Annotated in this window: 41 protein-coding genes; all 41 read left to right on the forward strand. The window is 42.4% G+C overall.

What is annotated here, in order from left to right; all coding sequences use genetic code 11:
- The first annotated feature begins 122 nt into the window (after positions 1-122).
- Entirely contained in the window at positions 123-371 is a 249-nt protein-coding gene (locus tag M0696_RS00690) for a 50S ribosomal protein L7ae-like protein (protein ID WP_003225778.1), read from the forward strand.
- Between the two features lie 113 nt (positions 372-484).
- Positions 485-901, forward strand: a complete 417-nt coding sequence (rpsL, locus tag M0696_RS00695) for a 30S ribosomal protein S12 (RefSeq protein ID WP_003156445.1) — start codon at positions 485-487, stop codon at positions 899-901.
- A gap of 41 nt (positions 902-942) precedes the next feature.
- Positions 943-1,413, forward strand: coding sequence for a 30S ribosomal protein S7 (rpsG, locus tag M0696_RS00700; RefSeq protein WP_003225784.1), 471 nt, complete (start codon positions 943-945; stop codon positions 1,411-1,413).
- 52 nt (positions 1,414-1,465) lie between these two features.
- Positions 1,466-3,544: an elongation factor G gene (fusA, locus tag M0696_RS00705; protein WP_248602375.1), complete on the forward strand. Its 2,079-nt coding sequence runs from the start codon at positions 1,466-1,468 to the stop codon at positions 3,542-3,544.
- A gap of 119 nt (positions 3,545-3,663) precedes the next feature.
- Positions 3,664-4,854 (forward strand): elongation factor Tu, encoded by a 1,191-nt coding sequence (gene tuf / locus M0696_RS00710; protein ID WP_024714047.1) that lies wholly within the window; start codon positions 3,664-3,666, stop codon positions 4,852-4,854.
- A 100-nt stretch (positions 4,855-4,954) separates the two neighbouring features.
- Positions 4,955-5,911, forward strand: a complete 957-nt coding sequence (locus tag M0696_RS00715) for an alpha/beta fold hydrolase (RefSeq protein WP_248602376.1) — start codon at positions 4,955-4,957, stop codon at positions 5,909-5,911.
- Between the two features lie 236 nt (positions 5,912-6,147).
- Positions 6,148-6,456: a 30S ribosomal protein S10 gene (gene rpsJ / locus M0696_RS00720; protein WP_003156464.1), complete on the forward strand. Its 309-nt coding sequence runs from the start codon at positions 6,148-6,150 to the stop codon at positions 6,454-6,456.
- Between the two features lie 39 nt (positions 6,457-6,495).
- Complete coding sequence (gene rplC, locus M0696_RS00725; RefSeq protein WP_003225791.1) at positions 6,496-7,125, forward strand: 50S ribosomal protein L3; 630 nt, start codon at positions 6,496-6,498, stop codon at positions 7,123-7,125.
- 27 nt (positions 7,126-7,152) lie between these two features.
- Positions 7,153-7,776, forward strand: coding sequence for a 50S ribosomal protein L4 (rplD, locus tag M0696_RS00730; protein WP_003242004.1), 624 nt, complete (start codon positions 7,153-7,155; stop codon positions 7,774-7,776).
- A complete protein-coding gene (gene rplW, locus M0696_RS00735) occupies positions 7,776-8,063 on the forward strand; it encodes a 50S ribosomal protein L23 (RefSeq protein ID WP_003225793.1) in 288 nt (95 codons plus the stop codon). The genes rplD and rplW overlap by 1 nt, the downstream gene beginning before the upstream one ends.
- 31 nt (positions 8,064-8,094) lie before the next feature.
- A complete protein-coding gene (gene rplB, locus M0696_RS00740) occupies positions 8,095-8,928 on the forward strand; it encodes a 50S ribosomal protein L2 (RefSeq protein WP_003225795.1) in 834 nt (277 codons plus the stop codon).
- 57 nt (positions 8,929-8,985) lie between these two features.
- Positions 8,986-9,264, forward strand: coding sequence for a 30S ribosomal protein S19 (rpsS, locus tag M0696_RS00745; RefSeq protein WP_003156472.1), 279 nt, complete (start codon positions 8,986-8,988; stop codon positions 9,262-9,264).
- 16 nt (positions 9,265-9,280) lie between these two features.
- Positions 9,281-9,622, forward strand: coding sequence for a 50S ribosomal protein L22 (rplV, locus tag M0696_RS00750; RefSeq protein WP_003156475.1), 342 nt, complete (start codon positions 9,281-9,283; stop codon positions 9,620-9,622).
- A 3-nt stretch (positions 9,623-9,625) separates the two neighbouring features.
- Complete coding sequence (rpsC, locus tag M0696_RS00755) at positions 9,626-10,282, forward strand: 30S ribosomal protein S3 (protein WP_003242001.1); 657 nt, start codon at positions 9,626-9,628, stop codon at positions 10,280-10,282.
- 1 nt (position 10,283) lies between these two features.
- The gene (gene rplP, locus M0696_RS00760) at positions 10,284-10,718 is read left to right on the forward strand and encodes a 50S ribosomal protein L16 (protein ID WP_003225801.1); all 435 of its coding nucleotides are present in this window, start codon (positions 10,284-10,286) and stop codon (positions 10,716-10,718) included.
- On the forward strand, positions 10,708-10,908 hold the full coding sequence (gene rpmC / locus M0696_RS00765; RefSeq protein ID WP_003156482.1) for a 50S ribosomal protein L29: 201 nt from the start codon (positions 10,708-10,710) through the stop codon (positions 10,906-10,908). Before rplP ends, rpmC begins: the two co-directional genes overlap by 11 nt.
- A gap of 22 nt (positions 10,909-10,930) precedes the next feature.
- Complete coding sequence (gene rpsQ, locus M0696_RS00770) at positions 10,931-11,194, forward strand: 30S ribosomal protein S17 (RefSeq protein WP_003225804.1); 264 nt, start codon at positions 10,931-10,933, stop codon at positions 11,192-11,194.
- Positions 11,195-11,234: 40 nt separating this feature from the next.
- Positions 11,235-11,603, forward strand: a complete 369-nt coding sequence (gene rplN / locus M0696_RS00775) for a 50S ribosomal protein L14 (protein WP_003225805.1) — start codon at positions 11,235-11,237, stop codon at positions 11,601-11,603.
- 36 nt (positions 11,604-11,639) lie between these two features.
- A complete protein-coding gene (rplX, locus tag M0696_RS00780) occupies positions 11,640-11,951 on the forward strand; it encodes a 50S ribosomal protein L24 (protein ID WP_003156486.1) in 312 nt (103 codons plus the stop codon).
- A 26-nt stretch (positions 11,952-11,977) separates the two neighbouring features.
- Positions 11,978-12,517 (forward strand): 50S ribosomal protein L5, encoded by a 540-nt coding sequence (gene rplE, locus M0696_RS00785; protein ID WP_003225809.1) that lies wholly within the window; start codon positions 11,978-11,980, stop codon positions 12,515-12,517.
- Between the two features lie 22 nt (positions 12,518-12,539).
- The gene (rpsN, locus tag M0696_RS00790) at positions 12,540-12,725 is read left to right on the forward strand and encodes a 30S ribosomal protein S14 (protein ID WP_003156488.1); all 186 of its coding nucleotides are present in this window, start codon (positions 12,540-12,542) and stop codon (positions 12,723-12,725) included.
- A 31-nt stretch (positions 12,726-12,756) separates the two neighbouring features.
- Positions 12,757-13,155, forward strand: coding sequence for a 30S ribosomal protein S8 (gene rpsH / locus M0696_RS00795; protein ID WP_003241998.1), 399 nt, complete (start codon positions 12,757-12,759; stop codon positions 13,153-13,155).
- Between the two features lie 29 nt (positions 13,156-13,184).
- Positions 13,185-13,724, forward strand: coding sequence for a 50S ribosomal protein L6 (rplF, locus tag M0696_RS00800; protein ID WP_166854495.1), 540 nt, complete (start codon positions 13,185-13,187; stop codon positions 13,722-13,724).
- 32 nt (positions 13,725-13,756) lie between these two features.
- Positions 13,757-14,119 carry a 50S ribosomal protein L18 gene (rplR, locus tag M0696_RS00805; RefSeq protein ID WP_166854494.1) on the forward strand — a complete coding sequence of 121 codons (363 nt, stop codon included), beginning with the start codon at positions 13,757-13,759 and terminating at the stop codon, positions 14,117-14,119.
- Between the two features lie 24 nt (positions 14,120-14,143).
- A complete protein-coding gene (gene rpsE / locus M0696_RS00810; protein ID WP_003156493.1) occupies positions 14,144-14,644 on the forward strand; it encodes a 30S ribosomal protein S5 in 501 nt (166 codons plus the stop codon).
- A 13-nt stretch (positions 14,645-14,657) separates the two neighbouring features.
- Entirely contained in the window at positions 14,658-14,837 is a 180-nt protein-coding gene (rpmD, locus tag M0696_RS00815; RefSeq protein ID WP_003156497.1) for a 50S ribosomal protein L30, read from the forward strand.
- Between the two features lie 30 nt (positions 14,838-14,867).
- Positions 14,868-15,308 carry a 50S ribosomal protein L15 gene (rplO, locus tag M0696_RS00820; protein WP_003225819.1) on the forward strand — a complete coding sequence of 147 codons (441 nt, stop codon included), beginning with the start codon at positions 14,868-14,870 and terminating at the stop codon, positions 15,306-15,308.
- A gap of 1 nt (position 15,309) precedes the next feature.
- Positions 15,310-16,605 (forward strand): preprotein translocase subunit SecY, encoded by a 1,296-nt coding sequence (gene secY / locus M0696_RS00825; protein WP_166854493.1) that lies wholly within the window; start codon positions 15,310-15,312, stop codon positions 16,603-16,605.
- Between the two features lie 54 nt (positions 16,606-16,659).
- Complete coding sequence (locus M0696_RS00830) at positions 16,660-17,313, forward strand: adenylate kinase (protein ID WP_248602377.1); 654 nt, start codon at positions 16,660-16,662, stop codon at positions 17,311-17,313.
- Positions 17,310-18,056, forward strand: coding sequence for a type I methionyl aminopeptidase (map, locus tag M0696_RS00835; protein WP_003225828.1), 747 nt, complete (start codon positions 17,310-17,312; stop codon positions 18,054-18,056). Before M0696_RS00830 ends, map begins: the two co-directional genes overlap by 4 nt.
- Before the next feature lie 311 nt (positions 18,057-18,367).
- Entirely contained in the window at positions 18,368-18,586 is a 219-nt protein-coding gene (infA, locus tag M0696_RS00840) for a translation initiation factor IF-1 (protein ID WP_003156508.1), read from the forward strand.
- Positions 18,587-18,619: 33 nt separating this feature from the next.
- Complete coding sequence (rpmJ, locus tag M0696_RS00845; RefSeq protein ID WP_003156543.1) at positions 18,620-18,733, forward strand: 50S ribosomal protein L36; 114 nt, start codon at positions 18,620-18,622, stop codon at positions 18,731-18,733.
- A gap of 22 nt (positions 18,734-18,755) precedes the next feature.
- Positions 18,756-19,121 (forward strand): 30S ribosomal protein S13, encoded by a 366-nt coding sequence (gene rpsM / locus M0696_RS00850; protein WP_003156545.1) that lies wholly within the window; start codon positions 18,756-18,758, stop codon positions 19,119-19,121.
- Positions 19,122-19,141: 20 nt separating this feature from the next.
- Positions 19,142-19,537, forward strand: coding sequence for a 30S ribosomal protein S11 (rpsK, locus tag M0696_RS00855; protein ID WP_003225831.1), 396 nt, complete (start codon positions 19,142-19,144; stop codon positions 19,535-19,537).
- Positions 19,538-19,713: 176 nt separating this feature from the next.
- A complete protein-coding gene (locus M0696_RS00860) occupies positions 19,714-20,658 on the forward strand; it encodes a DNA-directed RNA polymerase subunit alpha (protein ID WP_003225835.1) in 945 nt (314 codons plus the stop codon).
- A 77-nt stretch (positions 20,659-20,735) separates the two neighbouring features.
- Positions 20,736-21,098 carry a 50S ribosomal protein L17 gene (gene rplQ, locus M0696_RS00865; RefSeq protein ID WP_003225836.1) on the forward strand — a complete coding sequence of 121 codons (363 nt, stop codon included), beginning with the start codon at positions 20,736-20,738 and terminating at the stop codon, positions 21,096-21,098.
- A gap of 131 nt (positions 21,099-21,229) precedes the next feature.
- A complete protein-coding gene (locus M0696_RS00870; RefSeq protein ID WP_166854491.1) occupies positions 21,230-22,075 on the forward strand; it encodes an energy-coupling factor ABC transporter ATP-binding protein in 846 nt (281 codons plus the stop codon).
- Entirely contained in the window at positions 22,051-22,920 is an 870-nt protein-coding gene (locus tag M0696_RS00875) for an energy-coupling factor ABC transporter ATP-binding protein (RefSeq protein ID WP_222143854.1), read from the forward strand. Before M0696_RS00870 ends, M0696_RS00875 begins: the two co-directional genes overlap by 25 nt.
- Positions 22,917-23,714 carry an energy-coupling factor transporter transmembrane component T family protein gene (locus M0696_RS00880; protein ID WP_166854489.1) on the forward strand — a complete coding sequence of 266 codons (798 nt, stop codon included), beginning with the start codon at positions 22,917-22,919 and terminating at the stop codon, positions 23,712-23,714. Before M0696_RS00875 ends, M0696_RS00880 begins: the two co-directional genes overlap by 4 nt.
- 9 nt (positions 23,715-23,723) lie before the next feature.
- Complete coding sequence (gene truA, locus M0696_RS00885) at positions 23,724-24,467, forward strand: tRNA pseudouridine(38-40) synthase TruA (protein WP_222143852.1); 744 nt, start codon at positions 23,724-23,726, stop codon at positions 24,465-24,467.
- Between the two features lie 161 nt (positions 24,468-24,628).
- Positions 24,629-25,066, forward strand: coding sequence for a 50S ribosomal protein L13 (gene rplM, locus M0696_RS00890; RefSeq protein ID WP_003241966.1), 438 nt, complete (start codon positions 24,629-24,631; stop codon positions 25,064-25,066).
- Positions 25,067-25,070 lie beyond the last annotated feature (4 nt).

Raw genomic sequence — 25,070 nt, forward strand, 5'->3', positions numbered from 1 at the left:
TAAAAGTCACTCAATGAGAAGAACGAAACTAAAAAATGTCATACCTTGTTGACATTCGTCTCCTAGAATGATAATATAACCAAGGTGCTCGAAATAAACCTGTTACTTTGGAGGATATGTTTATGTCTTATGATAAAGTATCACAGGCCAAATCAATTATTATTGGTACGAAGCAAACAGTGAAAGCTCTAAAACGAGGTTCAGTAAAGGAAGTAGTCGTTGCAAAAGACGCAGATCCGATACTCACGTCAAGTGTTGTTTCACTTGCGGAAGATCAAGGTATCTCTGTCTCAATGGTTGAATCCATGAAAAAGCTCGGCAAAGCCTGCGGAATTGAGGTAGGAGCAGCCGCTGTTGCCATTATTTTATAACGTACTTTTGTTTTTGCGTAAGATTTCATCTTGTGTAAAGACATTGTTTTTTGCCTTTTGATGAACCACCTGGGTATGTGGGTTATAAAACGTAATGAAGGGAGGAAAATATAATGCCTACAATTAATCAGCTAATTCGCAAAGGACGCGTGAGTAAAGTAGAAAACTCAAAGTCTCCTGCACTTAACAAAGGATACAACAGCTTTAAAAAAGAGCACACTAACGTATCTTCTCCACAAAAACGCGGGGTATGTACTCGTGTTGGTACAATGACACCGAAAAAACCGAACTCAGCACTTCGTAAATATGCTCGTGTTCGTTTGACTAACGGAATCGAGGTTACGGCTTACATTCCTGGTATCGGTCACAACCTGCAAGAGCACAGTGTTGTACTTATCCGTGGCGGACGTGTAAAAGACTTACCAGGGGTACGTTACCACATCGTTCGTGGTGCGCTTGACACTGCTGGCGTAGAAAACCGTGCGCAAGGCCGCTCTAAATACGGAACTAAACGTCCTAAAGCAAAATAATAAACACAAAAACGTAAAAATAATGAAGGGAGGATATTCAGATGCCACGTAAAGGTCCTGTAGCAAAAAGAGATGTTTTACCTGATCCGATTTACAACTCTAAGCTTGTATCTCGTCTAATCAACAAAATGATGATCGATGGTAAAAAAGGTAAGTCTCAAACAATCCTATACAAGTCATTCGATATCATTAAAGAACGTACTGGCAATGATGCAATGGAGGTTTTCGAACAAGCATTGAAAAACATCATGCCTGTACTTGAAGTAAAAGCACGCCGTGTAGGTGGTGCGAACTACCAAGTTCCTGTAGAAGTTCGTCCTGAACGTCGTACGACTCTTGGACTTCGCTGGTTAGTTAACTACGCTCGTCTTCGCGGAGAAAAAACGATGGAAGAGCGTTTAGCTAACGAAATCCTTGACGCAGCTAACAACACTGGTGCTGCTGTTAAGAAACGTGAAGATACTCATAAGATGGCTGAAGCAAACAAAGCATTTGCACACTATCGTTGGTAGGATTTATATACTAAAAAACACAATTTCCCAATAAGGAAGGAGAAATTACCCAATGGCAAGAGAGTTCTCCTTAGACAAAACTCGTAATATCGGTATCATGGCTCACATTGATGCCGGTAAAACGACTACTACAGAACGTATCTTGTTCTATACTGGTCGTATCCACAAAATTGGTGAAACTCATGAAGGAGCTTCACAAATGGACTGGATGGAGCAGGAACAAGAACGTGGTATCACAATCACTTCCGCTGCGACAACTGCACAGTGGAAAGGATACCGCGTAAACATCATCGATACTCCAGGACACGTAGACTTCACAGTTGAAGTTGAACGTTCTCTCCGTGTACTTGATGGTGCTGTTGCTGTACTTGACGCGCAATCAGGCGTTGAGCCTCAAACAGAAACTGTTTGGCGTCAGGCAACAACTTACGGAGTACCGCGTATCGTTTTTGTTAACAAAATGGACAAAATCGGTGCAGACTTCCTTTATTCTGTAGGAACTTTAAGAGACCGTCTTCAAGCAAACGCTCATGCAATTCAATTGCCGATCGGTGCTGAAGACAACTTCGAAGGTATCATCGACCTTGTAGAAAACGTTGCGTATTACTACGAAGATGACCTCGGAACTCGTTCTGATGCAAAAGAAATCCCTGAAGAGTACAAAGAGCAAGCTGAAGAGCTTCGCAACAGCCTCATTGAAGCTGTTTGTGAGCTTGATGAAGAGCTTATGGATAAATACCTTGAGGGTGAAGAAATTACGATTGACGAGTTAAAAGCAGGTATTCGTAAAGGTACATTGAATGTTGAATTCTACCCTGTTCTTGTTGGTTCTGCCTTCAAAAACAAAGGTGTTCAACTAGTACTTGATGCTGTGCTTGACTACCTTCCTGCACCAACTGACGTTGCTGCAATCAAAGGTACTCGCCCTGATACAAATGAAGAGATTGAGCGCCATTCTTCTGATGAAGAGCCATTCTCTGCATTAGCATTTAAAGTTATGACTGACCCTTACGTTGGTAAGTTGACGTTCTTCCGTGTTTACTCTGGAACACTTGATTCCGGTTCTTACGTGAAAAACTCTACTAAAGGCAAACGTGAGCGTGTTGGACGTATCCTTCAAATGCACGCTAACAGCCGTGAAGAAATCGCTACTGTATACGCAGGAGATATCGCAGCTGCTGTAGGTCTAAAAGATACAACAACTGGAGATACTCTATGTGATGAGAAGGACCTTGTTATCCTTGAATCAATGGAATTCCCAGAACCAGTTATCGACGTGGCTATTGAGCCTAAATCAAAAGCTGACCAAGATAAAATGGGTATCGCTTTAGCGAAACTTGCTGAAGAAGATCCTACATTCCGTACACAAACAAACCCAGAAACTGGCCAAACGATTATCTCTGGTATGGGTGAACTTCACCTTGATATCATTGTTGACCGTATGAAACGCGAATTTAAAGTGGAAGCCAATGTTGGTGCCCCTCAGGTTGCGTACCGTGAAACATTCCGTACCGGTGCAAAAGTTGAAGGTAAATTCGTACGTCAGTCTGGTGGACGCGGTCAGTTCGGACACGTTTGGATCGAATTCGAACCAAACGAAGAAGGCGCTGGCTTTGAATTTGAAAATGCGATTGTCGGTGGGGTTGTTCCACGTGAATACATCCCAGCTGTTCAAGCAGGTCTGGAAGATGCACTTGAAAATGGTGTACTAGCAGGCTTCCCGCTTATCGACATTAAAGCAAAACTTTTCGATGGTTCTTACCATGATGTTGACTCAAACGAAATGGCATTTAAAGTTGCTGCTTCTATGGCATTGAAAAATGCAGTCAGCAAATGTAACCCAGTTCTTCTTGAACCAATCATGAAAGTAGAAGTGGTTATTCCAGAAGAATACATGGGAGATATCATGGGTGATATTACTTCACGTCGCGGACGCGTAGAAGGTATGGAAGCGCGTGGTAACGCTCAAGTTGTTCGCGCTATGGTTCCTCTTGCTGAAATGTTCGGTTACGCTACTGCACTTCGTTCTAATACGCAAGGTCGCGGTACGTTCACTATGTTCATGGATCACTACGAAGAAGTGCCGAAGAGCGTTTCAGAAGAAATTATCAAAAAAAATAGAGGCGAATAATTGATTTTGCCTCTTAACTCAAGTATAACTACTATTGTAAGATGAGGAAGTGAAAGCTTTCTTTCACTTCCTATCACTCTATACATTACTAATTAAAAGCTCTTAAGGAGGATTTTAGAATGGCTAAAGAAAAATTCGACCGTTCCAAATCACATGCCAATATTGGTACAATTGGACACGTTGACCATGGTAAAACAACTTTAACTGCTGCTATCACAACAGTACTTCATAAGAAATCTGGTAAAGGTACAGCTATGGCGTACGATCAAATTGATGGTGCACCAGAAGAACGCGAGCGCGGTATCACAATCTCTACTGCACACGTTGAGTACGAAACTGAAACTCGTCACTATGCACACGTTGACTGCCCAGGACACGCTGACTATGTTAAAAACATGATCACTGGTGCTGCGCAAATGGACGGAGCTATCCTTGTAGTATCTGCTGCTGATGGCCCAATGCCACAAACTCGTGAGCACATCCTTCTTTCTAAAAACGTTGGTGTACCATACATCGTTGTATTCTTAAACAAATGCGACATGGTAGACGACGAAGAGCTTCTTGAACTAGTTGAAATGGAAGTTCGCGATCTTCTTAGCGAATACGACTTCCCTGGTGATGATGTACCAGTAATCAAAGGTTCTGCTCTTAAAGCTCTTGAAGGTGACGCTGATTACGAAGCGAAAATCTTCGAACTTATGGATGCGGTTGATGAGTACATCCCAACTCCAGAACGTGACACTGAAAAACCATTCATGATGCCAGTTGAGGACGTATTCTCAATCACTGGTCGTGGTACAGTTGCAACTGGCCGTGTAGAACGCGGACAAGTTAAAGTCGGTGACGAAGTTGAAATCATCGGTCTTCAAGAAGAGAACAAGAAAACAACTGTTACAGGTGTTGAAATGTTCCGTAAGCTTCTTGATTACGCTGAAGCTGGAGACAACATTGGAGCCCTTCTTCGTGGTGTAGCTCGTGAAGATATCCAACGTGGTCAAGTACTTGCTAAACCAGGTACAATCACTCCACACAGCAAATTCAAAGCTGAAGTTTACGTTCTTTCTAAAGAAGAGGGTGGACGTCATACTCCATTCTTCTCTAACTACCGTCCTCAGTTCTACTTCCGTACAACTGACGTAACTGGTATCATCCATCTTCCAGAAGGCGTAGAAATGGTTATGCCTGGAGATAACACTGAAATGAACGTTGAACTTATCTCTACAATCGCTATCGAAGAAGGAACTCGTTTCTCTATTCGTGAAGGCGGACGTACTGTTGGTTCAGGCGTTGTTTCTACAATCACTGAGTAATAGTATGATTATAAACGAGACCCATTGTGGGTCTCGTTTTTTGTTTGCTTATCTTTTTCTTGTATAATAGGATCTATCATATTCGAGGGGCTAATTTTTTATGATTCCTGAAGAGAGATCAATCGCTATCATGAAAGAACTGAGCATTGAAAATACAAAGCAAATGCTGATGATTAATGGGTCAGATGTAAAAAATCCATTGCTGCTTTTTTTACATGGCGGTCCGGGGACGCCGCAAATCGGATATGTTAGACATTATCAAAAAGACCTGGAACAGCATTTTACGGTAGTACATTGGGATCAAAGGGGATCCGGGCTTTCGTATTCAAAACGAATTCCTCATCACTCCATGACAATAAGTCAGTTCATTAAAGACACAATTCAAGTCACTCAATGGCTTCTAAATCATTTTTCAAAAACAAAAATATATCTTGCCGGTCATTCGTGGGGCTCACTGCTTGCACTTCAGGTACTGCAGCAGCATCCGGATTTGTTTTACGCGTATTTTGGAATCAGTCAGGTTGTTAACCATCACTATGAAGAATCAGCTGCTTATCAATATATTCGTGAAATCTCTGATGGAAAAAGAGACAGTATAGTATTCCCTCTCATACGTTTCATTGGCGCTCCGCCTTGGAAGAAGGATATCCAGCATTTTATCTTACGGTTATGTGTCGAGATGAGTAGGGGAGGGTTCACTCAGCATCGCCGCCAATCCGTTGCTATATTATTTCAAATGCTTACCGGTAAGGAGTATGGAATAAGAAACATGCACAGTTTTCTCAATGGATTGCGCTACAGCAAAAAACATTTAACTGATGAGTTGTACCGTTTTAATGCATTTAGATCAGTTCCTTCTATTAAAGTACCGTGCTTTTTCATTTCGGGGAGACATGATTTAATTGTTCCTGCTGAAATATCGAAACAGTATTATTGTGAGCTTGAAGCACCTGAAAAGCGCTGGTTTCAATTTGAGAACTCCGCTCACTCCCCGCATATCGAGGAGTCGTCATTATTCGCGAATACACTGAGTCGCCACGCACTGTACCATATATGATAGGTCCTTGAAAAATAAGAAAAACACCTGTATAATAAAAAAAGTGTGCAAACCATGCATATTTTAAATAAGTCTTGCAACATGCGTCTATTTTCTGTATAATGGTGTATGTTGGTCTTTGACTGCGATGAAGTGAGAGGTTGCTGACACACCCGGCCGCTTTGCCATGGCAAGGTGTTCAGGTTTTTCTCACGGAGAACTGTCTAACTTGATGTAGGCGAAAAGGAGGGAAAATAATGGCAAAACAAAAAATTCGTATTCGTTTGAAAGCATATGATCATAGAATCCTTGATCAATCTGCAGAGAAGATTGTTGAAACGGCAAAACGTTCAGGTGCTAGCGTATCTGGTCCGATCCCGTTACCAACTGAAAAATCAGTTTACACAATCCTTCGTGCGGTGCACAAATACAAAGATTCTCGTGAGCAATTTGAAATGCGTACACATAAACGTTTAATCGATATTGTGAACCCAACACCACAAACTGTTGATGCTCTCATGCGATTAGACTTACCATCTGGTGTCGATATCGAAATCAAACTTTAATTCTAAAATATAGAATGATCTTAATAGGAGGTGTGACGAATGACCAAAGGAATCTTAGGAAGAAAAATTGGTATGACGCAAGTATTCGCTGAAAATGGTGATCTTATTCCGGTAACTGTTATCGAGGCTGCTCCAAACGTTGTTCTTCAAAAGAAATCAACTGAAAACGACGGTTATGAAGCAATCCAGCTTGGTTTTGACGACAAGCGTGAAAAGCTTTCTAACAAACCTGAAAAAGGGCACGTTGCAAAAGCGGAAACTGCTCCTAAGCGCTTCGTTAAAGAATTACGCGGAGTGGAAATGGATGCGTATGAAGTTGGTCAGGAAGTCAAGGTTGAAATTTTCTCTGCTGGAGAAATCGTAGATGTAACAGGAGTATCTAAAGGTAAAGGTTTCCAAGGTGCGATCAAGCGCCACGGACAATCTCGCGGACCTATGTCTCACGGTTCACGCTACCACCGTCGTCCTGGTTCAATGGGACCTGTAGATCCTAACCGTGTATTCAAAGGTAAATTATTACCTGGACGTATGGGCGGAGAGCAAATCACTGTTCAAAACCTTGAAATCGTAAAAGTTGATGCGGAACGCAATCTTCTTTTGATCAAAGGTAACGTACCTGGTGCGAAGAAATCTTTAATCACTGTTAAAAGTGCTGTTAAATCTAAATAACTCTCTTAGGAAAGGAGGAAATTGATCATGCCAAAAGTAGCATTATACAACCAAAACGGTTCTACTGCTGGTGACATCGAATTAAACGCTTCTGTATTTGGTATCGAGCCAAATGAGAGTGTTGTATTCGACGCTATTCTTATGCAAAGAGCTTCCTTACGTCAAGGATCTCATAAAGTAAAAAATCGTTCTGAAGTACGCGGCGGAGGTCGTAAACCATGGCGTCAAAAAGGTACTGGACGTGCCCGTCAAGGTTCTATCCGTTCACCGCAATGGCGCGGAGGTGGTGTCGTATTCGGCCCAACACCACGCAGCTATTCTTATAAATTACCTAAAAAAGTTCGCCGCTTGGCAATCAAATCAGTATTGTCTTCTAAAGTGAACGACAACAACATCATCGTTCTTGAAGATCTTACTCTTGATACGGCTAAAACAAAAGAAATGGCAGCTATCCTTAAAGGGTTATCTGTTGAGAAAAAAGCTTTAATCGTAACTGCGGATGCTAACGAAGCAGTGGCTTTATCTGCTCGCAACATTCCTGGAGTTACTGTAGTTGAAGCTAACGGAATCAACGTTTTAGACGTTGTCAACCACGAGAAGCTTCTGATTACAAAAGCAGCGGTTGAAAAAGTAGAGGAGGTGCTTGCATAATGAAAGATCCTCGTGATGTTCTAAAGCGCCCCGTCATTACTGAACGTTCTGCTGATTTAATGGCTGAAAAGAAATATACTTTTGAAGTTGATGTAAGAGCTAACAAAACAGAAGTGAAAGACGCGGTTGAAAGCATCTTTGGAGTGAAAGTTGACAAAGTCAACATCATGAACTACAAAGGTAAATCAAAACGTGTTGGACGCTACACTGGTATGACTAGCCGTCGCAGAAAAGCGATCGTAAAACTTACTGCAGACAGCAAAGAAATCGAAATTTTTGAAGCTTAATTATCTGTAAAAAGAAGGAGGGAAATTCAAAATGGCGATTAAAAAGTATAAACCGACCTCTAATGGACGTCGTGGCATGACAACTTCAGATTTTGCTGAAATCACGACTGACAAGCCGGAAAAATCCTTGCTTGCTCCCCTTCACAAAAAAGGCGGACGTAACAACCAAGGTAAACTGACTGTACGTCACCAAGGTGGCGGACATAAACGCCAATACCGTGTTATCGACTTCAAACGCGATAAAGATGGTATACCTGGACGCGTTGCTACAGTTGAATACGATCCAAACCGTTCAGCTAACATCGCTCTAATCAACTATGCAGACGGAGAAAAACGTTACATTCTTGCTCCTAAAGGAATTCAAGTGGGTACTGAAATTATGTCAGGTCCTGAAGCTGATATTAAAGTAGGTAATGCACTTCCACTTATCAACATCCCTGTTGGTACAGTTGTGCATAACATTGAATTAAAACCTGGTAAAGGCGGACAGCTTGTACGTTCAGCTGGTACATCTGCTCAGGTTCTTGGTAAAGAAGGTAAATACGTTCTTGTACGTCTTAATTCTGGAGAAGTTCGCATGATTCTTTCTGCTTGCCGTGCTTCTATCGGTCAAGTAGGTAACGAACAGCACGAACTTATCAACATCGGTAAAGCTGGACGTTCTCGCTGGAAAGGCATCCGTCCTACAGTTCGTGGTTCTGTAATGAACCCTAACGATCACCCACACGGTGGTGGTGAAGGACGTGCGCCAATCGGACGTAAATCACCAATGTCTCCATGGGGCAAACCGACTCTTGGATTCAAGACTCGTAAGAAAAAGAACAAATCCGATAAATTTATCGTACGTCGTCGTAAAAATAAATAACGGGGTTGTCTACGGTTCACTTCGGACCGTAGTGCAATCACGAAGGGAGGTTCCAAAATGGCTCGCAGCTTGAAAAAAGGACCATTTGTCGATGGACACTTGATGACAAAAATCGAGAAATTAAATGAAACAGACAAGAAACAAGTCGTAAAAACTTGGTCTCGTCGTTCTACTATTTTCCCACAGTTTATTGGTCACACAATCGCAGTCTATGACGGACGTAAACACGTGCCTGTATTCATCTCTGAAGATATGGTAGGGCACAAGTTGGGTGAATTCGCTCCAACTCGTACGTACAAAGGTCATGCTAGTGATGACAAAAAAACAAGACGCTAAGAGAGGAGGCTTTTAAATGCAAGCTAAAGCTGTTGCAAGAACAGTCCGTATTGCTCCTCGTAAAGCACGTCTAGTAATGGACCTGATTCGAGGCAAGCAAGTAGGTGAGGCAGTATCAATCTTGAACCTTACACCAAGAGCTGCTTCTCCAATTATCGAGAAAGTATTAAAATCCGCTATTGCAAATGCTGAGCATAACTATGAAATGGACGCTAACAACCTGGTTATTTCTCAAGCATTCGTTGACGAAGGCCCTACGTTAAAAAGATTCCGCCCACGTGCTATGGGACGTGCGAGCCAAATCAACAAACGTACGAGCCACATTACAATCGTTGTATCAGAAAAGAAGGAGGGATAAGTAGTGGGTCAAAAGGTAAATCCAGTCGGTCTTCGTATCGGAGTCATTCGTGATTGGGAATCTAAGTGGTACGCTGGTAAAGATTACGCTGACTTCCTGCACGAAGATTTAAAAATTCGTGAATACATTAGCAAACGCCTTTCTGACGCTTCTGTTTCTAAAGTGGAAATCGAGCGTGCAGCAAATCGCGTTAACATTACGATCCACACAGCTAAGCCTGGTATGGTTATCGGTAAAGGCGGTTCTGAAGTTGAAGCACTTCGTAAAGCCCTTAACAGCCTTACTGGCAAGCGTGTACACATTAACATTCTTGAAATCAAAAGAGCAGATCTTGATGCACAGCTAGTTGCTGACAACATCGCTCGTCAATTAGAAAACCGTGTTTCTTTCCGCCGTGCACAGAAACAACAAATCCAACGTACTATGCGTGCTGGAGCACAAGGTGTGAAAACAATGGTTTCTGGTCGTCTTGGCGGTGCAGATATCGCTCGTTCTGAATACTACAGTGAAGGAACTGTTCCATTGCACACATTACGTGCGGACATTGACTATGCAACATCTGAAGCTGACACTACTTACGGTAAGCTTGGTGTAAAAGTCTGGATCTATCGTGGAGAGGTTCTTCCTACTAAGAAGAAAACTGAGGAAGGAGGAAAATAATATGTTATTACCAAAACGCGTTAAATATCGCAGAGAGCATCGTGGAAAAATGCGTGGCCGTGCGAAAGGCGGTACTGAAGTACATTTCGGTGAATTCGGTATTCAAGCTCTTGAGGCTTCTTGGATCACTAACCGTCAAATCGAAGCTGCACGTATTGCGATGACTCGTTACATGAAACGTGGCGGTAAAGTTTGGATCAAAATTTTCCCTTCTAAACCTTACACTGCTAAACCACTTGAGGTACGTATGGGATCCGGTAAAGGGGCTCCAGAAGGTTGGGTAGCTGTTGTAAAACCGGGCAAAGTTTTATTTGAAATTTCTGGTGTGTCTGAAGAGGTTGCTCGTGAAGCGCTTCGTCTTGCATCTCACAAATTGCCAATTAAAACGAAGTTCGTAAAACGTGAAGAAATTGGTGGTGAATCAAATGAAAGCTAATGAAATTCGTGACCTTACCACTGCTGAAATTGAACAAAAAGTAAAGTCTCTTAAAGAAGAACTTTTCAATCTTCGCTTTCAATTAGCGACAGGACAACTTGAAAATACTGCTCGCATTCGTGAAGTGCGCAAAGCTATCGCGCGCATGAAAACTGTGATTCGTGAAAGAGAAATTGCTGCTAATAAATAATCACTGAGGGGAGGTCGTGAGCATGAGCGAACGTAACCAGCGCAAAGTTTACCAAGGCCGTGTAGTTTCTGACAAAATGGATAAAACCATCACTGTTGTTGTTGAAACATACAAAAAACATACACTTTACGGTAAACGCGTAAAATACTCAAAAAAATTCAAAGCACATGATGAAAATAATCAAGCTAAAATTGGCGACATCGTAAAGATCATGGAAACTCGTCCATTGTCTGCAACTAAGCGTTTCCGTCTAGTTGAAGTTGTCGAAGAAGCTGTTATTATCTAATAAAGTTCGGAATTCTTTTTCCGAAGGGAGGTAACAAATAATGATTCAACAAGAGACTCGTTTAAAAGTAGCTGACAACTCTGGCGCACGTGAAGTACTTACTATTAAAGTTCTTGGTGGTTCTGGACGTAAGACAGCTAATATTGGTGATGTAATTGTTTGCACGGTTAAACAAGCAACACCAGGAGGCGTTGTCAAAAAAGGTGAAGTCGTAAAAGCTGTTATAGTTCGCACGAAAAGCGGAGCGCGCAGAAGTGATGGTTCATACATCAGCTTCGATGAGAATGCATGTGTTATCATCCGTGACGACAAGAGCCCACGCGGAACTCGTATCTTCGGACCAGTTGCTCGTGAATTGCGTGAAAACAACTTTATGAAAATTGTTTCTCTAGCTCCAGAAGTTATCTAATGAAATAAATGCCTTAGTCAAGGAGGTGCGATCAGGATGCATGTTAAAAAAGGCGATAAAGTAATGGTTATCTCTGGTAAAGATAAAGGCAAACAAGGTACAATCCTTGCTGCTTTCCCTAAAAAGGACCGCGTTTTAGTTGAAGGTGTGAACATGGTGAAGAAACATTCTAAACCAACTCAAGCTAACCCTCAAGGCGGTATTTCTAATCAAGAGGCGCCAATTCATGTATCAAACGTTATGCCGCTCGATCCTAAAACAGGTGAAGTGACTCGCGTAGGATACAAAGTGGAAGATGGCAAAAAAGTTCGTGTAGCAAAAAAATCTGGGCAAGTTCTAGATAAATAGTATTAAAAGGAAGGGAGGTCTATCTCATGAACCGCCTTAAAGAAAAGTACAATAAAGAAATTGCACCTGCTTTAATGACAAAGTTCAACTATGATTCTGTCATGCAAGTGCCTAAAATCGAAAAAATCGTAATCAACATGGGTGTTGGTGACGCTGTTCAAAACGCGAAAGCAATCGACAGTGCTGTTGAAGAATTAACGTTTATCGCAGGTCAAAAACCTGTCGTTACTCGTGCGAAGAAATCAATTGCTGGATTCCGTCTTCGTGAGGGAATGCCTATCGGTGCGAAAGTAACTCTTCGCGGAGAGCGCATGTATGATTTCCTTGATAAACTTATTTCTGTTTCATTACCGCGTGTACGTGACTTCCGCGGGGTTTCTAAAAAATCTTTCGACGGTCGCGGCAACTACACACTTGGTATCAAAGAACAGTTAATCTTCCCTGAAATTGACTACGATAAAGTAACAAAGGTTCGCGGAATGGACATCGTTATCGTAACAACTGCTAATACTGACGAAGAAGCTCGTGAGCTATTAACTCAAGTAGGTATGCCGTTCCAGAAATAATCAATGAAAGGGAGGCGAAATCGTGGCTAAAAAGTCTATGATTGCGAAACAACAACGTACACCAAAGTTTAAAGTACAAGAGTACACACGCTGTGAACGCTGCGGACGTCCGCATTCAGTCATTCGTAAATTTAAACTTTGCCGTATTTGTTTCCGTGAGCTTGCATATAAAGGACAAATTCCTGGCGTGAAAAAAGCCAGCTGGTAATCCCCAAGAAAGGGAAGGAGGTAATTATATAATGGTTATGACAGATCCAATTGCAGATATGCTAACTCGTATTCGCAATGCAAACATGGTACGTCATGAGAAGCTTGAAATTCCTGCTTCTAAATTGAAAAGAGAAATTGCTGAAATTTTAAAGCGTGAAGGTTTCATTCGTGACGTTGAGTTCGTAGAAGACAGCAAACAAGGTATCATCCGCGTTTTCTTGAAATACGGACAAAACAACGAGCGCGTTATCACTGGTCTTAAAAGAATCAGCAAACCTGGTTTGCGTGTTTATGCGAAATCTAATGAAGTACCTCGCGTACTTAACGGTCTTGGAATCGCGATTATTTCTACATCACAAGGTGTTTTAACGGACAAAGAAGCCCGTGCAAAACAAGCTGGTGGAGAAGTTCTAGCATACGTTTGGTAAGAAGTTTAACATGAATGGAGGTGTTTGGTATGTCTCGTGTAGGTAAGAAGCTACTTGAGATTCCTTCTGATGTTACAGTAACGTTAACTGAAGACAATACTGTAGCTGTGAAAGGACCAAAAGGAGAATTAACTCGTACGTTTCACCCTGATATGGAGATTAAAGTAGAGGACAATGTGCTTACAGTCGTTCGTCCTTCTGATCAAAAAGAGCACCGTGCCCTGCATGGTACGACTCGCAGTCTGCTTGGCAACATGGTTGAAGGTGTATCTAAAGGATTTGAAAGAGGTTTGGAATTAGTCGGTGTCGGTTACCGTGCGTCTAAATCCGGAAATAAACTTGTTTTAAACGTTGGATACTCTCACCCTGTTGAGATCGTTCCTGAAGAAGGCATCGAAATCGAAGTTCCTTCTCAAACTAAAGTAGTCGTAAAAGGTACAGACAAAGAACGTGTAGGAGCTATCGCTGCTAACATTCGTGCTGTCCGTTCTCCAGAGCCTTACAAAGGTAAAGGAATCCGCTACGAAGGTGAAGTTGTTCGCCGCAAAGAAGGTAAATCTGCTAAGTAAGATCGCTTAAAGTGAAGAAAGGAGTGACCTGGATGATTACGAAAACTAGCAAAAATGCTGCTCGTCTTAAAAGACACGCTCGTGTTCGCGCTAAACTTTCTGGTACTGCTGAAAGACCGCGCCTGAACGTTTTCCGTTCTAACAAGCACATTTACGCTCAAATCATCGATGATGTAAATGGTGTTACACTTGCTAGTGCATCTACTCTCGATAAAGACTTGAACGTTGAAAGCACTGGAGATACTTCTGCTGCTACTAAAGTTGGAGAATTAGTTGCAAAACGCGCTGCTGAAAAAGGCATTTCTGACGTAGTATTTGACCGTGGCGGATACTTATACCATGGACGTATAAAAGCTTTGGCTGATGCCGCTCGTGAAGCTGGACTTAAATTTTAATAAAAGAAGGAGGGACACATGATTATGCGTCGTATTGACCCAAGCAAATTAGAGTTAGAAGAACGCTTAGTTACGGTTAACCGCGTAGCGAAAGTTGTTAAAGGTGGTCGTCGTTTCCGCTTCGCAGCTCTAGTCGTTGTCGGTGACAAAAACGGACACGTAGGATTCGGTACTGGTAAAGCACAAGAAGTACCAGAAGCGATCCGCAAAGCTGTTGAAGATGCGAAAAAGAATTTGATTGAAGTACCAATGGTTGGAACTACAATTCCACACGAAATCATCGGACGTTTCGGTGCAGGTAACATCTTGTTAAAACCTGCTTCTGAAGGTACTGGAGTTATCGCTGGAGGCCCTGTACGTGCGGTACTTGAGCTTGCTGGTGTAGCTGATATCCTTTCTAAGTCTTTAGGTTCTAACACACCGATCAACATGATTCGTGCAACACTTCAAGGCTTAAGTGAACTTAAGCGTGCTGAAGAGGTTGCGAAGCTTCGTGGAAAATCTGTAGAAGAACTGTTAGGATAAGGAGGGAATATTAATGGCTAAATTAGAAATTACCCTCAAACGAAGTGTAATCGGTCGCCCGGAAGATCAACGCGTTACTGTTAGAACACTTGGTTTAAAGAAAACAAACCAAACTGTTGTTCATGAAGACAACGCTGCGATTCGTGGTATGATTAATAAAGTATCTCATTTAGTTTCTGTTAAAGAACAATAAAAATAATTGATCGGATAAGGAGGTGTCCTAATGAAACTTCATGAATTAAAACCTTCAGAAGGTTCACGCAAAACGCGTAATCGCGTAGGTCGTGGTATTGGTTCTGGCAACGGTAAAACAGCTGGTAAAGGTCACAAAGGTCAAAACGCTCGTTCTGGCGGCGGTGTACGCCCTGGATTCGAGGGGGGACAAATGCCTTTATTCCAACGTCTTCCTAAACGCGGTTTCACTAACATCAACCGCAAGGAATACGCTGTAGTCAACCTAGACAAATTGAACGGTTTTGCAGAAGGAACGGAAGTCACTCCTGAACTTCTTCTTGAGACTGGTGTTATAAGCAAACTTAATGCAGGAGTAAAGATTCTTGGCAACGGTAAATTAGAGAAAAAATTAACTGTAAAAGCCAATAAATTCTCTGCTTCTGCGAAAGAAGCTGTTGAAGCTGCTGGCGGTACAGCTGAGGTGATCTAACTTGTTTAAAACAATCTCCAACTTTATGCGTGTGAGTGATATCAGGAATAAAATCATATTCACTTTACTCATGCTTATCGTCTTTCGCATAGGTGCGTTTATTCCTGTGCCTTATGTTAACGCTGAAGTGTTACAGGCACAGTCTCAAATGGGTGTCTTTGATCTCCTTAATACATTTGGCGGCGGTGCGCTTTACCAATTTTCCATTTTTGCAATGGGAATTACTCCTTATATCACGGCTTCGATCATCATTCAGCTGCTTCAGATGGATGTTGTTCCGAAGTTTACCGAGTGGTCTAAGCAAGGTGAAGTTGGCCGCCGTAAATTAGCTCAGTTCACAAGGTACTTTACGATTGTGCTTGGTTTTATCCAGGCGTTAGGTATGTCTTACGGATTCAATAATTTGGCAAACGGTATGCTGATCGAAAAATCCGGTATATCGACATATCTCATCATTGCTTTAGTACTCACTGGCGGAACTGCCTTTTTAATGTGGCTTGGAGAACAAATTACGTCTCATGGAGTAGGCAACGGAATATCGATCATTATCTTCGCGGGGATTGTGGCTAGTATTCCAAAAACGGTTGGACAAATATATGAGACTCAATTTGTCGGCAGCAACGATCAGTTGTTTATTCATATTGTGAAAGTCGCACTTCTTGTGATTGCGATTTTAGCAGTTATTGTTGGAGTTATTTTCATTCAGCAAGCCGTACGGAAAATTGCGATTCAATATGCTAAAGGCACAGGTCGTTCACCTGCTGGCGGAGGTCAGTCTACACACCTTCCATTGAAAGTGAACCCTGCAGGGGTTATTCCGGTAATCTTTGCGGTTGCGTTTTTGATAACGCCGCGGACGATCGCGTCATTCTTTGGAACTAACGATGTGACAAAGTGGATTCAAAACTACTTTGATAATACGCATCCGGTGGGTATGGCGATATATGTTGCGTTGATTATTGCCTTTACGTACTTTTATGCTTTTGTACAGGTTAATCCTGAACAAATGGCTGATAACCTTAAAAAACAGGGTGGCTATATCCCGGGGGTTCGTCCAGGGAAAATGACTCAAGATAGAATTACGAGCATTTTGTATCGACTTACGTTTGTGGGTTCTATATTCTTAGCCGTGATTTCCATTCTTCCTATCTTTTTCATTCAATTCGCTGGATTGCCTCAAAGTGCACAAATTGGCGGAACATCTTTGTTAATTGTTGTCGGGGTAGCCTTGGAGACAATGAAACAACTAGAAAGCCAGTTGGTGAAACGAAACTACCGTGGATTTATGAAAAACTAGAGGAAATGGATTTATCCATTCCCTCTTAATAAAGAGAGGACGGGGGAAATCCGAATGAACTTAGTCTTAATGGGGCTTCCTGGTGCCGGTAAAGGCACACAGGGCGAACGAATTGTTGAGGATTATGGGGTTCCTCATATCTCAACAGGAGATATGTTCCGTGCTGCTATGAAAGAAGAAACACCACTCGGACTCGAAGCAAAATCTTATATTGATAAGGGCGAGCTCGTACCTGATGAAGTCACAATCGGAATTGTAAAAGAAAGACTTGGCAAAGACGATTGTGAAAGAGGTTTTCTTCTGGACGGATTTCCGCGAACAGTCGCTCAAGCCGAAGCTCTTGAAGAAATTCTTGAGGAATACGGCAAGCCGATTGATTATGTCATTAACATTGAAGTCGACAAAGATGTTCTGATGGAACGTCTGACTGGACGCAGAATTTGCAGTGTTTGCGGCACAACCTATCATTTAGTCTTTAATCCGCCGAAAACGCCGGGTGTTTGTGATAAAGACGGAGGCGAACTCTATCAACGGGCAGATGATAACGAGGAAACCGTCTCTAAACGGCTTGAGGTAAACATGAAGCAAACTCAGCCTTTACTTGATTTCTATTCAGATAAAGGTTATCTTGCAAACGTAAATGGCCAACAGGACATTCAAGACGTATATGCAGATGTGAAGGAACTTCTTGGAGGATTAAAAAAATGATTATCTGTAAAACCCCACGTGAACTTGGTATCATGCGGGAAGCAGGGCGAATCGTGGCTTTAACTCATGAAGAGTTAAAAAAGCACATTAAACCAGGAATCTCGACAAAAGAATTGGATCAAATTGCCGAACGTTTTATTAAGAAGCAGGGTGCAATCCCATCTTTTAAGGGGTATAATGGGTTTCGCGGGAGCATTTGCGTATCAGTTAATGAAGAACTCGTTCACGGCATTCCTGGCAGCAGGGTGCTGAAGGACGGTGACATCATCAGTATTGATATCGGTGCTAAATTAAATGGTTATCATGGTGACTCTGCATGGACATATCCGGTAGGAAACATCAGCGATGATGACAAAAAACTTCTGGAAGTGACAGAGGAGTCTTTATATAAAGGCTTGCAGGAAGCAAAACCAGGTGAACGTTTGTCGAATATTTCCCACGCAATACAAACGTATGTCGAAAATGAGCAGTTTTCAGTTGTTAGGGAGTATGTCGGACATGGTGTTGGTCAAGACTTGCATGAGGACCCGCAAATTCCTCATTACGGTCCGCCCAACAAAGGACCACGGCTCAAACCTGGCATGGTTCTCGCTATTGAACCTATGGTGAACGCTGGCAGCCGCTACGTGAAAACATTGGCTGATAACTGGACGGTTGTAACGGTAGATGGGAAAAAGTGTGCTCATTTTGAACATACGATTGCGATTACGGAAACGGGTTTTGATATACTGACGAGAGTCTAGGTGATGATAATAATTCCGAAGACAGATGTTTTTCCGGCTTGATAGGGCAGAAAGTTTGGATCAACATTGGCAGGACCGAATTCATCTTGTCGTTGTCATTGGGATTGTTGACCATCATCAATGTACTAACAGCAGACGGAGAAAAGCGTACTTTACATTCTCCTAAGAAAAAGAATATCAATCATTTAACCCTTTATGATTGCGTATCTCCGGAAGTTCAGAACAGTATAAACGAAACAGGGCGTGTGACAAACTTCTTTTGAAATTTGTCAGAAAGCAAGTTACTGATTTGAAGAAGGGAGAACACTTGAATGGCGAAAGACGATGTAATTGAAGTGGAAGGTACGATAGTCGAAACACTGCCAAACGCGATGTTCAAAGTTGAACTTGAAAATGGCCACACTGTTTTGGCTCACGTATCTGGTAAAATCCGCATGCACTTCATTCGCATTTTACCTGGAGACAAAGTTACGGTAGAATTATCTCCATATGACTTAACTCGTGGCAGGATTACGTACCGTTACAAATAAAGCACTCCGGAAACTGAAGGAGGTTGGAAACACATGAAAGTGAGACCATCAGTTAAACCAATCTGCGAAAAATGTAAAGTTATTCGCAGAAAAGGAAAAGTAATGGTGATCTGTGAAAATCCAAAGCATAAACAAAAACAAGGATAATTTATAAGGAGGTGCCCAGAGAATGGCTCGTATTGCTGGTGTAGATATCCCACGTGACAAACGTGTTGTTATTTCTTTAACATATGTCTTCGGAATTGGCCGCACAACGGCTCAGCAAGTCTTGAAAGAGGCTGGTGTTTCAGAAGATACTCGTGTGCGTGATCTTACTGAAGAAGAACTTGGTAAAATCCGTGATGTTATTGATAAACTGAAAGTAGAAGGTGACCTTCGCCGTGAAGTTTCTCTTAACATTAAGCGTCTGATCGAAATCGGAAGCTACCGCGGAATCCGTCATCGCAGAGGATTACCTGTTCGCGGACAAAACTCTAAAAACAACGCGCGTACTCGTAAAGGTCCGCGTCGTACTGTAGCTAATAAGAAAAAATAAGTAAGGGAGGTACCTAAACAATGGCTGCTGCTCGTAAATCTAACACGCGTAAACGTCGCGTAAAAAAGAATGTTGAGTCTGGAATTGCTCATATTCGTTCAACTTTCAATAACACGATCGTTACGATCACTGACACTCATGGTAATGCTCTTTCTTGGTCTAGTGCCGGAGCTCTAGGATTCAGAGGTTCTCGTAAATCTACTCCTTTTGCTGCGCAAATGGCTGCAGAAACAGCTGCTAAAGGTTCAATCGAACATGGTCTTAAAACTCTTGAGGTTACTGTTAAAGGCCCTGGTTCAGGCCGTGAAGCTGCAATCCGTGCACTTCAAGCTGCTGGACTAGAAGTCACTGCTATCAGAGACGTAACTCCTGTTCCTCATAACGGATGCCGTCCACCAAAACGTCGCCGCGTGTAATTTGTTTGTATAGATTTTGTGTCCCTGTCAATAATGGGTTATGATACAGTTATTTATGAAACGAATGCACCGACTCGTTGCCTGAGCACATACGGGACTAAACAATGGGGAATTTCGGATGGAATCTCATATGATTCTATTCGAGGTTTCGACGTTTTGAAGGAGGGTTTTAAGTAATGATCGAGATTGAAAAACCAAAAATCGAAACGGTTGAAATCAGCGACGATGCCAAATTTGGTAAGTTTGTCGTAGAGCCACTTGAGCGTGGATATGGTACAACTCTGGGTAACTCCTTACGTCGTATCCTCTTATCCTCACTCCCTGGTGCCGCTGTAACATCAATCCAGATAGATGGTGTACTGCACGAATTCTCGACAATTGAAGGCGTTGTGGAAGATGTTACAACGATTATCTTACACATTAAAAAGCTTGCATTGAAAATCTACTCTGATGAAGAGAAGACGCTAGAAATTGATGTACAGGGTGAAGGAACTGTAACGGCAGCTGATATTACACACGATAGTGATGTAGAGATCTTAAATCCTGATCTTCATATCGCGACTCTTGGTGAGAATGCGAGTTTCCGAGTTCGCCTTACTGCTCAAAGAGGACGTGGGTATACGCCTGCTGACGCAAACAAGAGAGACGATCAGCCAATCGGCGTGATTCCGATCGATTCTATCTATACGCCAGTTTCTCGTGTATCTTATCAGGTAGAGAACACTCGTGTAGGCCAAGTTGCAAACTATGATAAACTTACACTTGATGTTTGGACTGATGGAAGCACTGGACCGAAAGAAGCCATTGCGCTTGGTTCAAAGATTTTAACTGAACACCTTAATATATTCGTTGGTTTAACTGACGAAGCTCAGCATGCTGAAATCATGGTTGAAAAAGAAGAAGATCAAAAAGAGAAAGTTCTTGAAATGACAATTGAAGAATTGGATCTTTCTGTTCGCTCTTACAACTGCTTAAAGCGTGCGGGTATTAACACGGTTCAAGAGCTTGCGAACAAGACGGAAGAAGATATGATGAAAGTTCGTAATCTAGGACGCAAATCACTTGAAGAAGTGAAAGCGAAACTAGAAGAACTTGGACTCGGACTTCGCAAAGACGATTGACTAGTTTCCCTTGTGAACTAGGATTTTCGTGTGTTTATTATTCAGATACAGCATTCCAATAAAGGAGGGGACATCACATGTCATACAGAAAACTAGGACGTACGAGTGCACAGCGTAAAGCTATGCTTCGTGATCTTACAACTGATTTGATCATCAACGAAAGAATCGAAACAACTGAAACACGTGCGAAAGAACTTCGCTCTGTAGTTGAAAAAATGATCACGCTTGGCAAACGCGGTGATCTTCACGCTCGCCGTCAAGCTGCTGCATACATCCGCAACGAGGTTGCTAACGAAGAAAATAACCAAGATGCACTTCAAAAATTATTCTCTGACATTGCAACTCGTTACGAGGAGCGCCAAGGTGGATACACACGTATTATGAAGCTTGGTCCTCGCCGTGGTGACGGAGCACCAATGGCAATTATCGAATTGGTTTAATATCACATATTTTTGTGTGTCTAAAGAAGGGCGGGACAGTTTCTAACTGGATCTATGCCCTTTTTTTAGATACTGCAACTTTTTATATAGAGAGAATAGCAGAGCGTTAGCTGAGAGGAGGCCGGTTTTCCATGAATCAAAATCAGTTGATATCGGTAGAGGATATCGTATTTCGATATCGGAAAGACGCAGAAAGACGGGCACTAGACGGCGTCTCCCTGCAGGTGTATGAGGGTGAATGGCTTGCGATTGTAGGTCATAACGGTTCAGGGAAATCAACACTGGCCCGAGCATTGAATGGTTTAATCCTTCCTGAATCAGGCGACATCGAGGTTGCCGGGATTCAATTGACAGAGGAATCGGTTTGGGAAGTGCGTAAGAAGATAGGTATGGTCTTTCAAAATCCGGATAACCAATTTGTCGGAACGACTGTTCGCGATGATGTGGCTTTTGGTTTAGAAAACAATGGTGTACCGCGGGAAGAGATGATTGAGAGAGTAGACTGGGCTGTAAAACAGGTGAACATGCAAGATTTTCTCGATCAAGAGCCGCACCATCTCTCCGGAGGCCAAAAGCAGAGAGTTGCGATTGCGGGAGTTATTGCCGCACGTCCTGATATTATTATCTTAGATGAAGCAACATCCATGCTTGACCCGATCGGGCGAGAAGAAGTGCTTGATACGGTAAGACATTTAAAGGAGCAGGGCATGGCGACTGTCATTTCCATCACACATGATCTGGATGAGGCAGCAAAAGCAGACAGGATCATTGTGATGAATGGCGGTAAGAAATATGCCGAGGGGCTGCCTGAAGAGATTTTTAAATTGAATAAAGAACTTGTTCGAATTGGGCTTGATTTACCCTTCTCATTCCAGCTTAGCCAGCTTTTAAGAGAAAATGGACTGGCTTTGGAAGAAAATCATTTGACTCAGGAAGGGCTGGTGAAAGAGCTATGGACATTACAATCAAAGATGTAGAGCATCGTTATCAGATAAAGACGCCGTTTGAGCGCCTTGCACTGTATGATATCAATGCATCGATTAAAGAAGGCAGCTACGTAGCAGTTATTGGACATACAGGCTCTGGCAAGTCCACTCTTCTTCAGCACTTGAATGGTCTCCTGAAGCCGACAAAGGGACAGATATCACTAGGCAGTACTGTCATTCAGGCAGGGAAAAAGAATAAAGAGCTGAAAACCCTCCGTAAAAAAGTCGGAATCGTTTTCCAATTTCCTGAGCATCAATTATTCGAAGAAACAGTTCTCAAAGATATTTCATTCGGACCAATGAACTTTGGTGTGAAAAAAGAAGATGCTGAACAAAAAGCGAGAGAGATGCTGAAGCTTGTAGGTTTATCAGAAGAACTTTTGGACAGATCGCCTTTTGAATTAAGCGGGGGGCAAATGCGCAGAGTTGCAATTGCCGGCGTACTTGCAATGAATCCTGAAGTGCTTGTTTTAGATGAACCGACTGCAGGATTGGATCCAAGAGGGCGAAAAGAGATAATGGACATGTTTTATGAGCTTCATCAACGAGGAAACCTGACGACAATCCTTGTGACACACAGTATGGAGGATGCAGCCGCATACGCTGATGAAATGATTGTTATGCATAGAGGCACGATCCAAGCATCAGGCAGTCCGCGTGATTTATTTTTAAAAGGTGAAGAGATGGCTGGCTGGGGGCTGGATCTTCCGGAAACGATCAAATTCCAAAGACAGCTGGAAGATAAACTAGGTGTCAAATTTAAAGAGCCTATGCTCACAATTGAAGATGCCGCTGCTGAAATTCGTGCTCTTTTTCAGGGGGAGAAGACCTTATGATGGACAGCATGATTATCGGCAAGTATGTACCGGGCGCTTCACTTGTACACCGGCTTGACCCCAGAACAAAACTTATCACGATCTTTTTATTTGTCTGTATCGTATTCCTAGCCAATAATGTGCAGACATATGCGCTGCTTGGATTATTTACAGTGGGCGTTGTTTCGTTAACAAGAGTTCCTTTCTCTTTTTTGATGAAAGGGCTAAAGCCTATCATCTGGATTGTCCTCTTTACGTTCCTTCTTCACATTTTAATGACACATGAAGGACCGGTTATTTTTCAATTAGGCGTTTTCAAAATCTATGAGGGCGGTTTGGTTCAAGGGATATTCATTTCTCTTAGATTCGTTTATCTTATTTTAATCACAACCCTATTAACGCTAACGACAACACCGATTGAGATTACCGATGGAATGGAGCAGCTGCTGAATCCATTGAAAAAAATAAAGCTTCCTGTTCACGAGCTTGCTCTTATGATGTCAATTTCTTTGCGGTTTATTCCGACATTGATGGAGGAGACAGATAAGATCATGAAGGCTCAGATGGCGCGAGGCGTTGATTTTACAAGCGGACCTGTCAAAGACAGGGTGAAGGCTATTGTCCCGCTTCTTGTCCCTCTCTTCGTCAGTGCATTCAAACGCGCTGAAGAGCTTGCTGTTGCAATGGAAGCCAGGGGCTATCAAGGCGGAGAGGGACGTACGAAATACAGAAAGCTTGTATGGACAGGAAAAGATACTTCTGTCATTGTCAGCTTGATGATTTTGGCTGCTTTGTTATTTTTCTTAAGGACTTAGAGGTGCTGTATGAGACTGAAGTGCACGATTTCTTATGACGGACATTTGTTCAATGGATATCAGGTACAGCCGGGCAAAAGAACGGTTCAGGATGAACTTGAGAAAGCTTTGGCTGTCCTGCATAAGTCGAAAGACAGAATTCCGGTCGTTTCGTCAGGAAGAACAGACAGCGGGGTTCACGCAGCCGGACAGGTGATTCATTTTGATACTTCGCTGTCTATCCCGGCGGAGAGATGGCCGTATGCCTTAAATGCACTGCTTCCGGACGATATCGCAGTCAAACAGGCAGAAATTGCGGATGATGGGTTCCATGCACGATTTAGCGCAGTCAAAAAGGAATATCGCTACTTTGTATACACGGAGAAATACCCGGACGTATTTAAACGGCATTACGCTTACCATTTTTCATATCACCTTAATGTGCAGAACATGAGAGAAGCCGCAAAGCATCTTATAGGGACACATGATTTTACGAGCTTTTGCGCGACTAAAACAGAAGTACAGGACAAGGTAAGAACGATCTACGAACTTTATTGGACTGAGACGGATGACGGTCTGCAAATGCGGATCACAGGCAGCGGTTTCTTATATAATATGGTCAGAATTATTGTTGGTACTTTGCTTGATGCAGGTATTGGTAAAATTTCTCCCGCTGATGTGAAATCCATGCTGGAAGCGAAGGATCGTGAAGCGGCAGGGCGCACAGCACCGGGGCATGGGCTATATTTATGGAACGTTTACTATGACAACTAAACCAGGTGTATAATATTTTCTTGACAGAGTCTGCATAAAGTTATAAGATATCATATGGTATGTATTTCAACCCCACGATAAGCCCCGGAACTTATTGTGTTGTGAAATAGAACGTAATCGAAGTTTATTGAAAATGACAGATCATTTAGGAGGGAAATTCAATGCGTACAACACCTATGGCTAACGCAAGTACTATTGAACGCAAGTGGTTAGTTGTTGATGCTGCTGGGAAGACTTTAGGTCGTCTTTCTTCAGAAGTTGCAGCTATCCTTCGCGGAAAACACAAACCAACTTATACACCGCACGTTGATACAGGAGATCATGTGATCATCATCAACGCGGAAAAAATCGAGTTAACTGGTAAAAAGTTAACTGACAAAATCTACTACCGTCACACTCAACATCCAGGCGGATTAAAATCAAGAACTGCTCTTGAAATGCGTACAAACTACCCTGAGAAAATGCTTGAGCTTGCTATCAAAGGCATGCTTCCAAAAGGTTCTCTAGGTCGTCAAATGTTCAAAAAATTGAACGTATACCGTGGTTCTGAGCATCCACATGAAGCACAAAAACCTGAAGTTTACGAACTTCGCGGTTAATTAA

It is taken from the genome of Bacillus rugosus (assembly GCF_023238245.1).
Taxonomy (GTDB): Bacteria; Bacillota; Bacilli; order Bacillales; family Bacillaceae; genus Bacillus; species Bacillus rugosus.

Coding starts and splice junctions, on each gene's coding strand:
- truA (WP_222143852.1), top strand. CDS start 23,724: ATGAGACTGAAGTGCACGATTTCTTATGACGGACATTTGTTCAATGGA.
- rpsL (WP_003156445.1), top strand. CDS start 485: ATGCCTACAATTAATCAGCTAATTCGCAAAGGACGCGTGAGTAAAGTA.
- M0696_RS00875 (WP_222143854.1), top strand. CDS start 22,051: ATGGACATTACAATCAAAGATGTAGAGCATCGTTATCAGATAAAGACG.
- M0696_RS00860 (WP_003225835.1), top strand. CDS start 19,714: ATGATCGAGATTGAAAAACCAAAAATCGAAACGGTTGAAATCAGCGAC.
- rpmC (WP_003156482.1), top strand. CDS start 10,708: ATGAAAGCTAATGAAATTCGTGACCTTACCACTGCTGAAATTGAACAA.
- M0696_RS00715 (WP_248602376.1), top strand. CDS start 4,955: ATGATTCCTGAAGAGAGATCAATCGCTATCATGAAAGAACTGAGCATT.
- M0696_RS00880 (WP_166854489.1), top strand. CDS start 22,917: ATGATGGACAGCATGATTATCGGCAAGTATGTACCGGGCGCTTCACTT.
- rpsH (WP_003241998.1), top strand. CDS start 12,757: ATGGTTATGACAGATCCAATTGCAGATATGCTAACTCGTATTCGCAAT.
- rplC (WP_003225791.1), top strand. CDS start 6,496: ATGACCAAAGGAATCTTAGGAAGAAAAATTGGTATGACGCAAGTATTC.
- fusA (WP_248602375.1), top strand. CDS start 1,466: ATGGCAAGAGAGTTCTCCTTAGACAAAACTCGTAATATCGGTATCATG.
- rpsK (WP_003225831.1), top strand. CDS start 19,142: ATGGCTGCTGCTCGTAAATCTAACACGCGTAAACGTCGCGTAAAAAAG.
- infA (WP_003156508.1), top strand. CDS start 18,368: ATGGCGAAAGACGATGTAATTGAAGTGGAAGGTACGATAGTCGAAACA.
- rplD (WP_003242004.1), top strand. CDS start 7,153: ATGCCAAAAGTAGCATTATACAACCAAAACGGTTCTACTGCTGGTGAC.
- M0696_RS00690 (WP_003225778.1), top strand. CDS start 123: ATGTCTTATGATAAAGTATCACAGGCCAAATCAATTATTATTGGTACG.
- rpsS (WP_003156472.1), top strand. CDS start 8,986: ATGGCTCGCAGCTTGAAAAAAGGACCATTTGTCGATGGACACTTGATG.
- M0696_RS00870 (WP_166854491.1), top strand. CDS start 21,230: ATGAATCAAAATCAGTTGATATCGGTAGAGGATATCGTATTTCGATAT.
- rplN (WP_003225805.1), top strand. CDS start 11,235: ATGATTCAACAAGAGACTCGTTTAAAAGTAGCTGACAACTCTGGCGCA.
- rplQ (WP_003225836.1), top strand. CDS start 20,736: ATGTCATACAGAAAACTAGGACGTACGAGTGCACAGCGTAAAGCTATG.
- rpsE (WP_003156493.1), top strand. CDS start 14,144: ATGCGTCGTATTGACCCAAGCAAATTAGAGTTAGAAGAACGCTTAGTT.
- rplX (WP_003156486.1), top strand. CDS start 11,640: ATGCATGTTAAAAAAGGCGATAAAGTAATGGTTATCTCTGGTAAAGAT.
- rplW (WP_003225793.1), top strand. CDS start 7,776: ATGAAAGATCCTCGTGATGTTCTAAAGCGCCCCGTCATTACTGAACGT.
- rplR (WP_166854494.1), top strand. CDS start 13,757: ATGATTACGAAAACTAGCAAAAATGCTGCTCGTCTTAAAAGACACGCT.
- rplP (WP_003225801.1), top strand. CDS start 10,284: ATGTTATTACCAAAACGCGTTAAATATCGCAGAGAGCATCGTGGAAAA.
- map (WP_003225828.1), top strand. CDS start 17,310: ATGATTATCTGTAAAACCCCACGTGAACTTGGTATCATGCGGGAAGCA.
- M0696_RS00830 (WP_248602377.1), top strand. CDS start 16,660: ATGAACTTAGTCTTAATGGGGCTTCCTGGTGCCGGTAAAGGCACACAG.
- rplE (WP_003225809.1), top strand. CDS start 11,978: ATGAACCGCCTTAAAGAAAAGTACAATAAAGAAATTGCACCTGCTTTA.
- rpsQ (WP_003225804.1), top strand. CDS start 10,931: ATGAGCGAACGTAACCAGCGCAAAGTTTACCAAGGCCGTGTAGTTTCT.
- rplF (WP_166854495.1), top strand. CDS start 13,185: ATGTCTCGTGTAGGTAAGAAGCTACTTGAGATTCCTTCTGATGTTACA.
- rpsJ (WP_003156464.1), top strand. CDS start 6,148: ATGGCAAAACAAAAAATTCGTATTCGTTTGAAAGCATATGATCATAGA.
- rplM (WP_003241966.1), top strand. CDS start 24,629: ATGCGTACAACACCTATGGCTAACGCAAGTACTATTGAACGCAAGTGG.
- rplO (WP_003225819.1), top strand. CDS start 14,868: ATGAAACTTCATGAATTAAAACCTTCAGAAGGTTCACGCAAAACGCGT.
- rpmD (WP_003156497.1), top strand. CDS start 14,658: ATGGCTAAATTAGAAATTACCCTCAAACGAAGTGTAATCGGTCGCCCG.
- rplV (WP_003156475.1), top strand. CDS start 9,281: ATGCAAGCTAAAGCTGTTGCAAGAACAGTCCGTATTGCTCCTCGTAAA.
- rpsG (WP_003225784.1), top strand. CDS start 943: ATGCCACGTAAAGGTCCTGTAGCAAAAAGAGATGTTTTACCTGATCCG.
- rpsM (WP_003156545.1), top strand. CDS start 18,756: ATGGCTCGTATTGCTGGTGTAGATATCCCACGTGACAAACGTGTTGTT.
- rplB (WP_003225795.1), top strand. CDS start 8,095: ATGGCGATTAAAAAGTATAAACCGACCTCTAATGGACGTCGTGGCATG.
- tuf (WP_024714047.1), top strand. CDS start 3,664: ATGGCTAAAGAAAAATTCGACCGTTCCAAATCACATGCCAATATTGGT.
- rpmJ (WP_003156543.1), top strand. CDS start 18,620: ATGAAAGTGAGACCATCAGTTAAACCAATCTGCGAAAAATGTAAAGTT.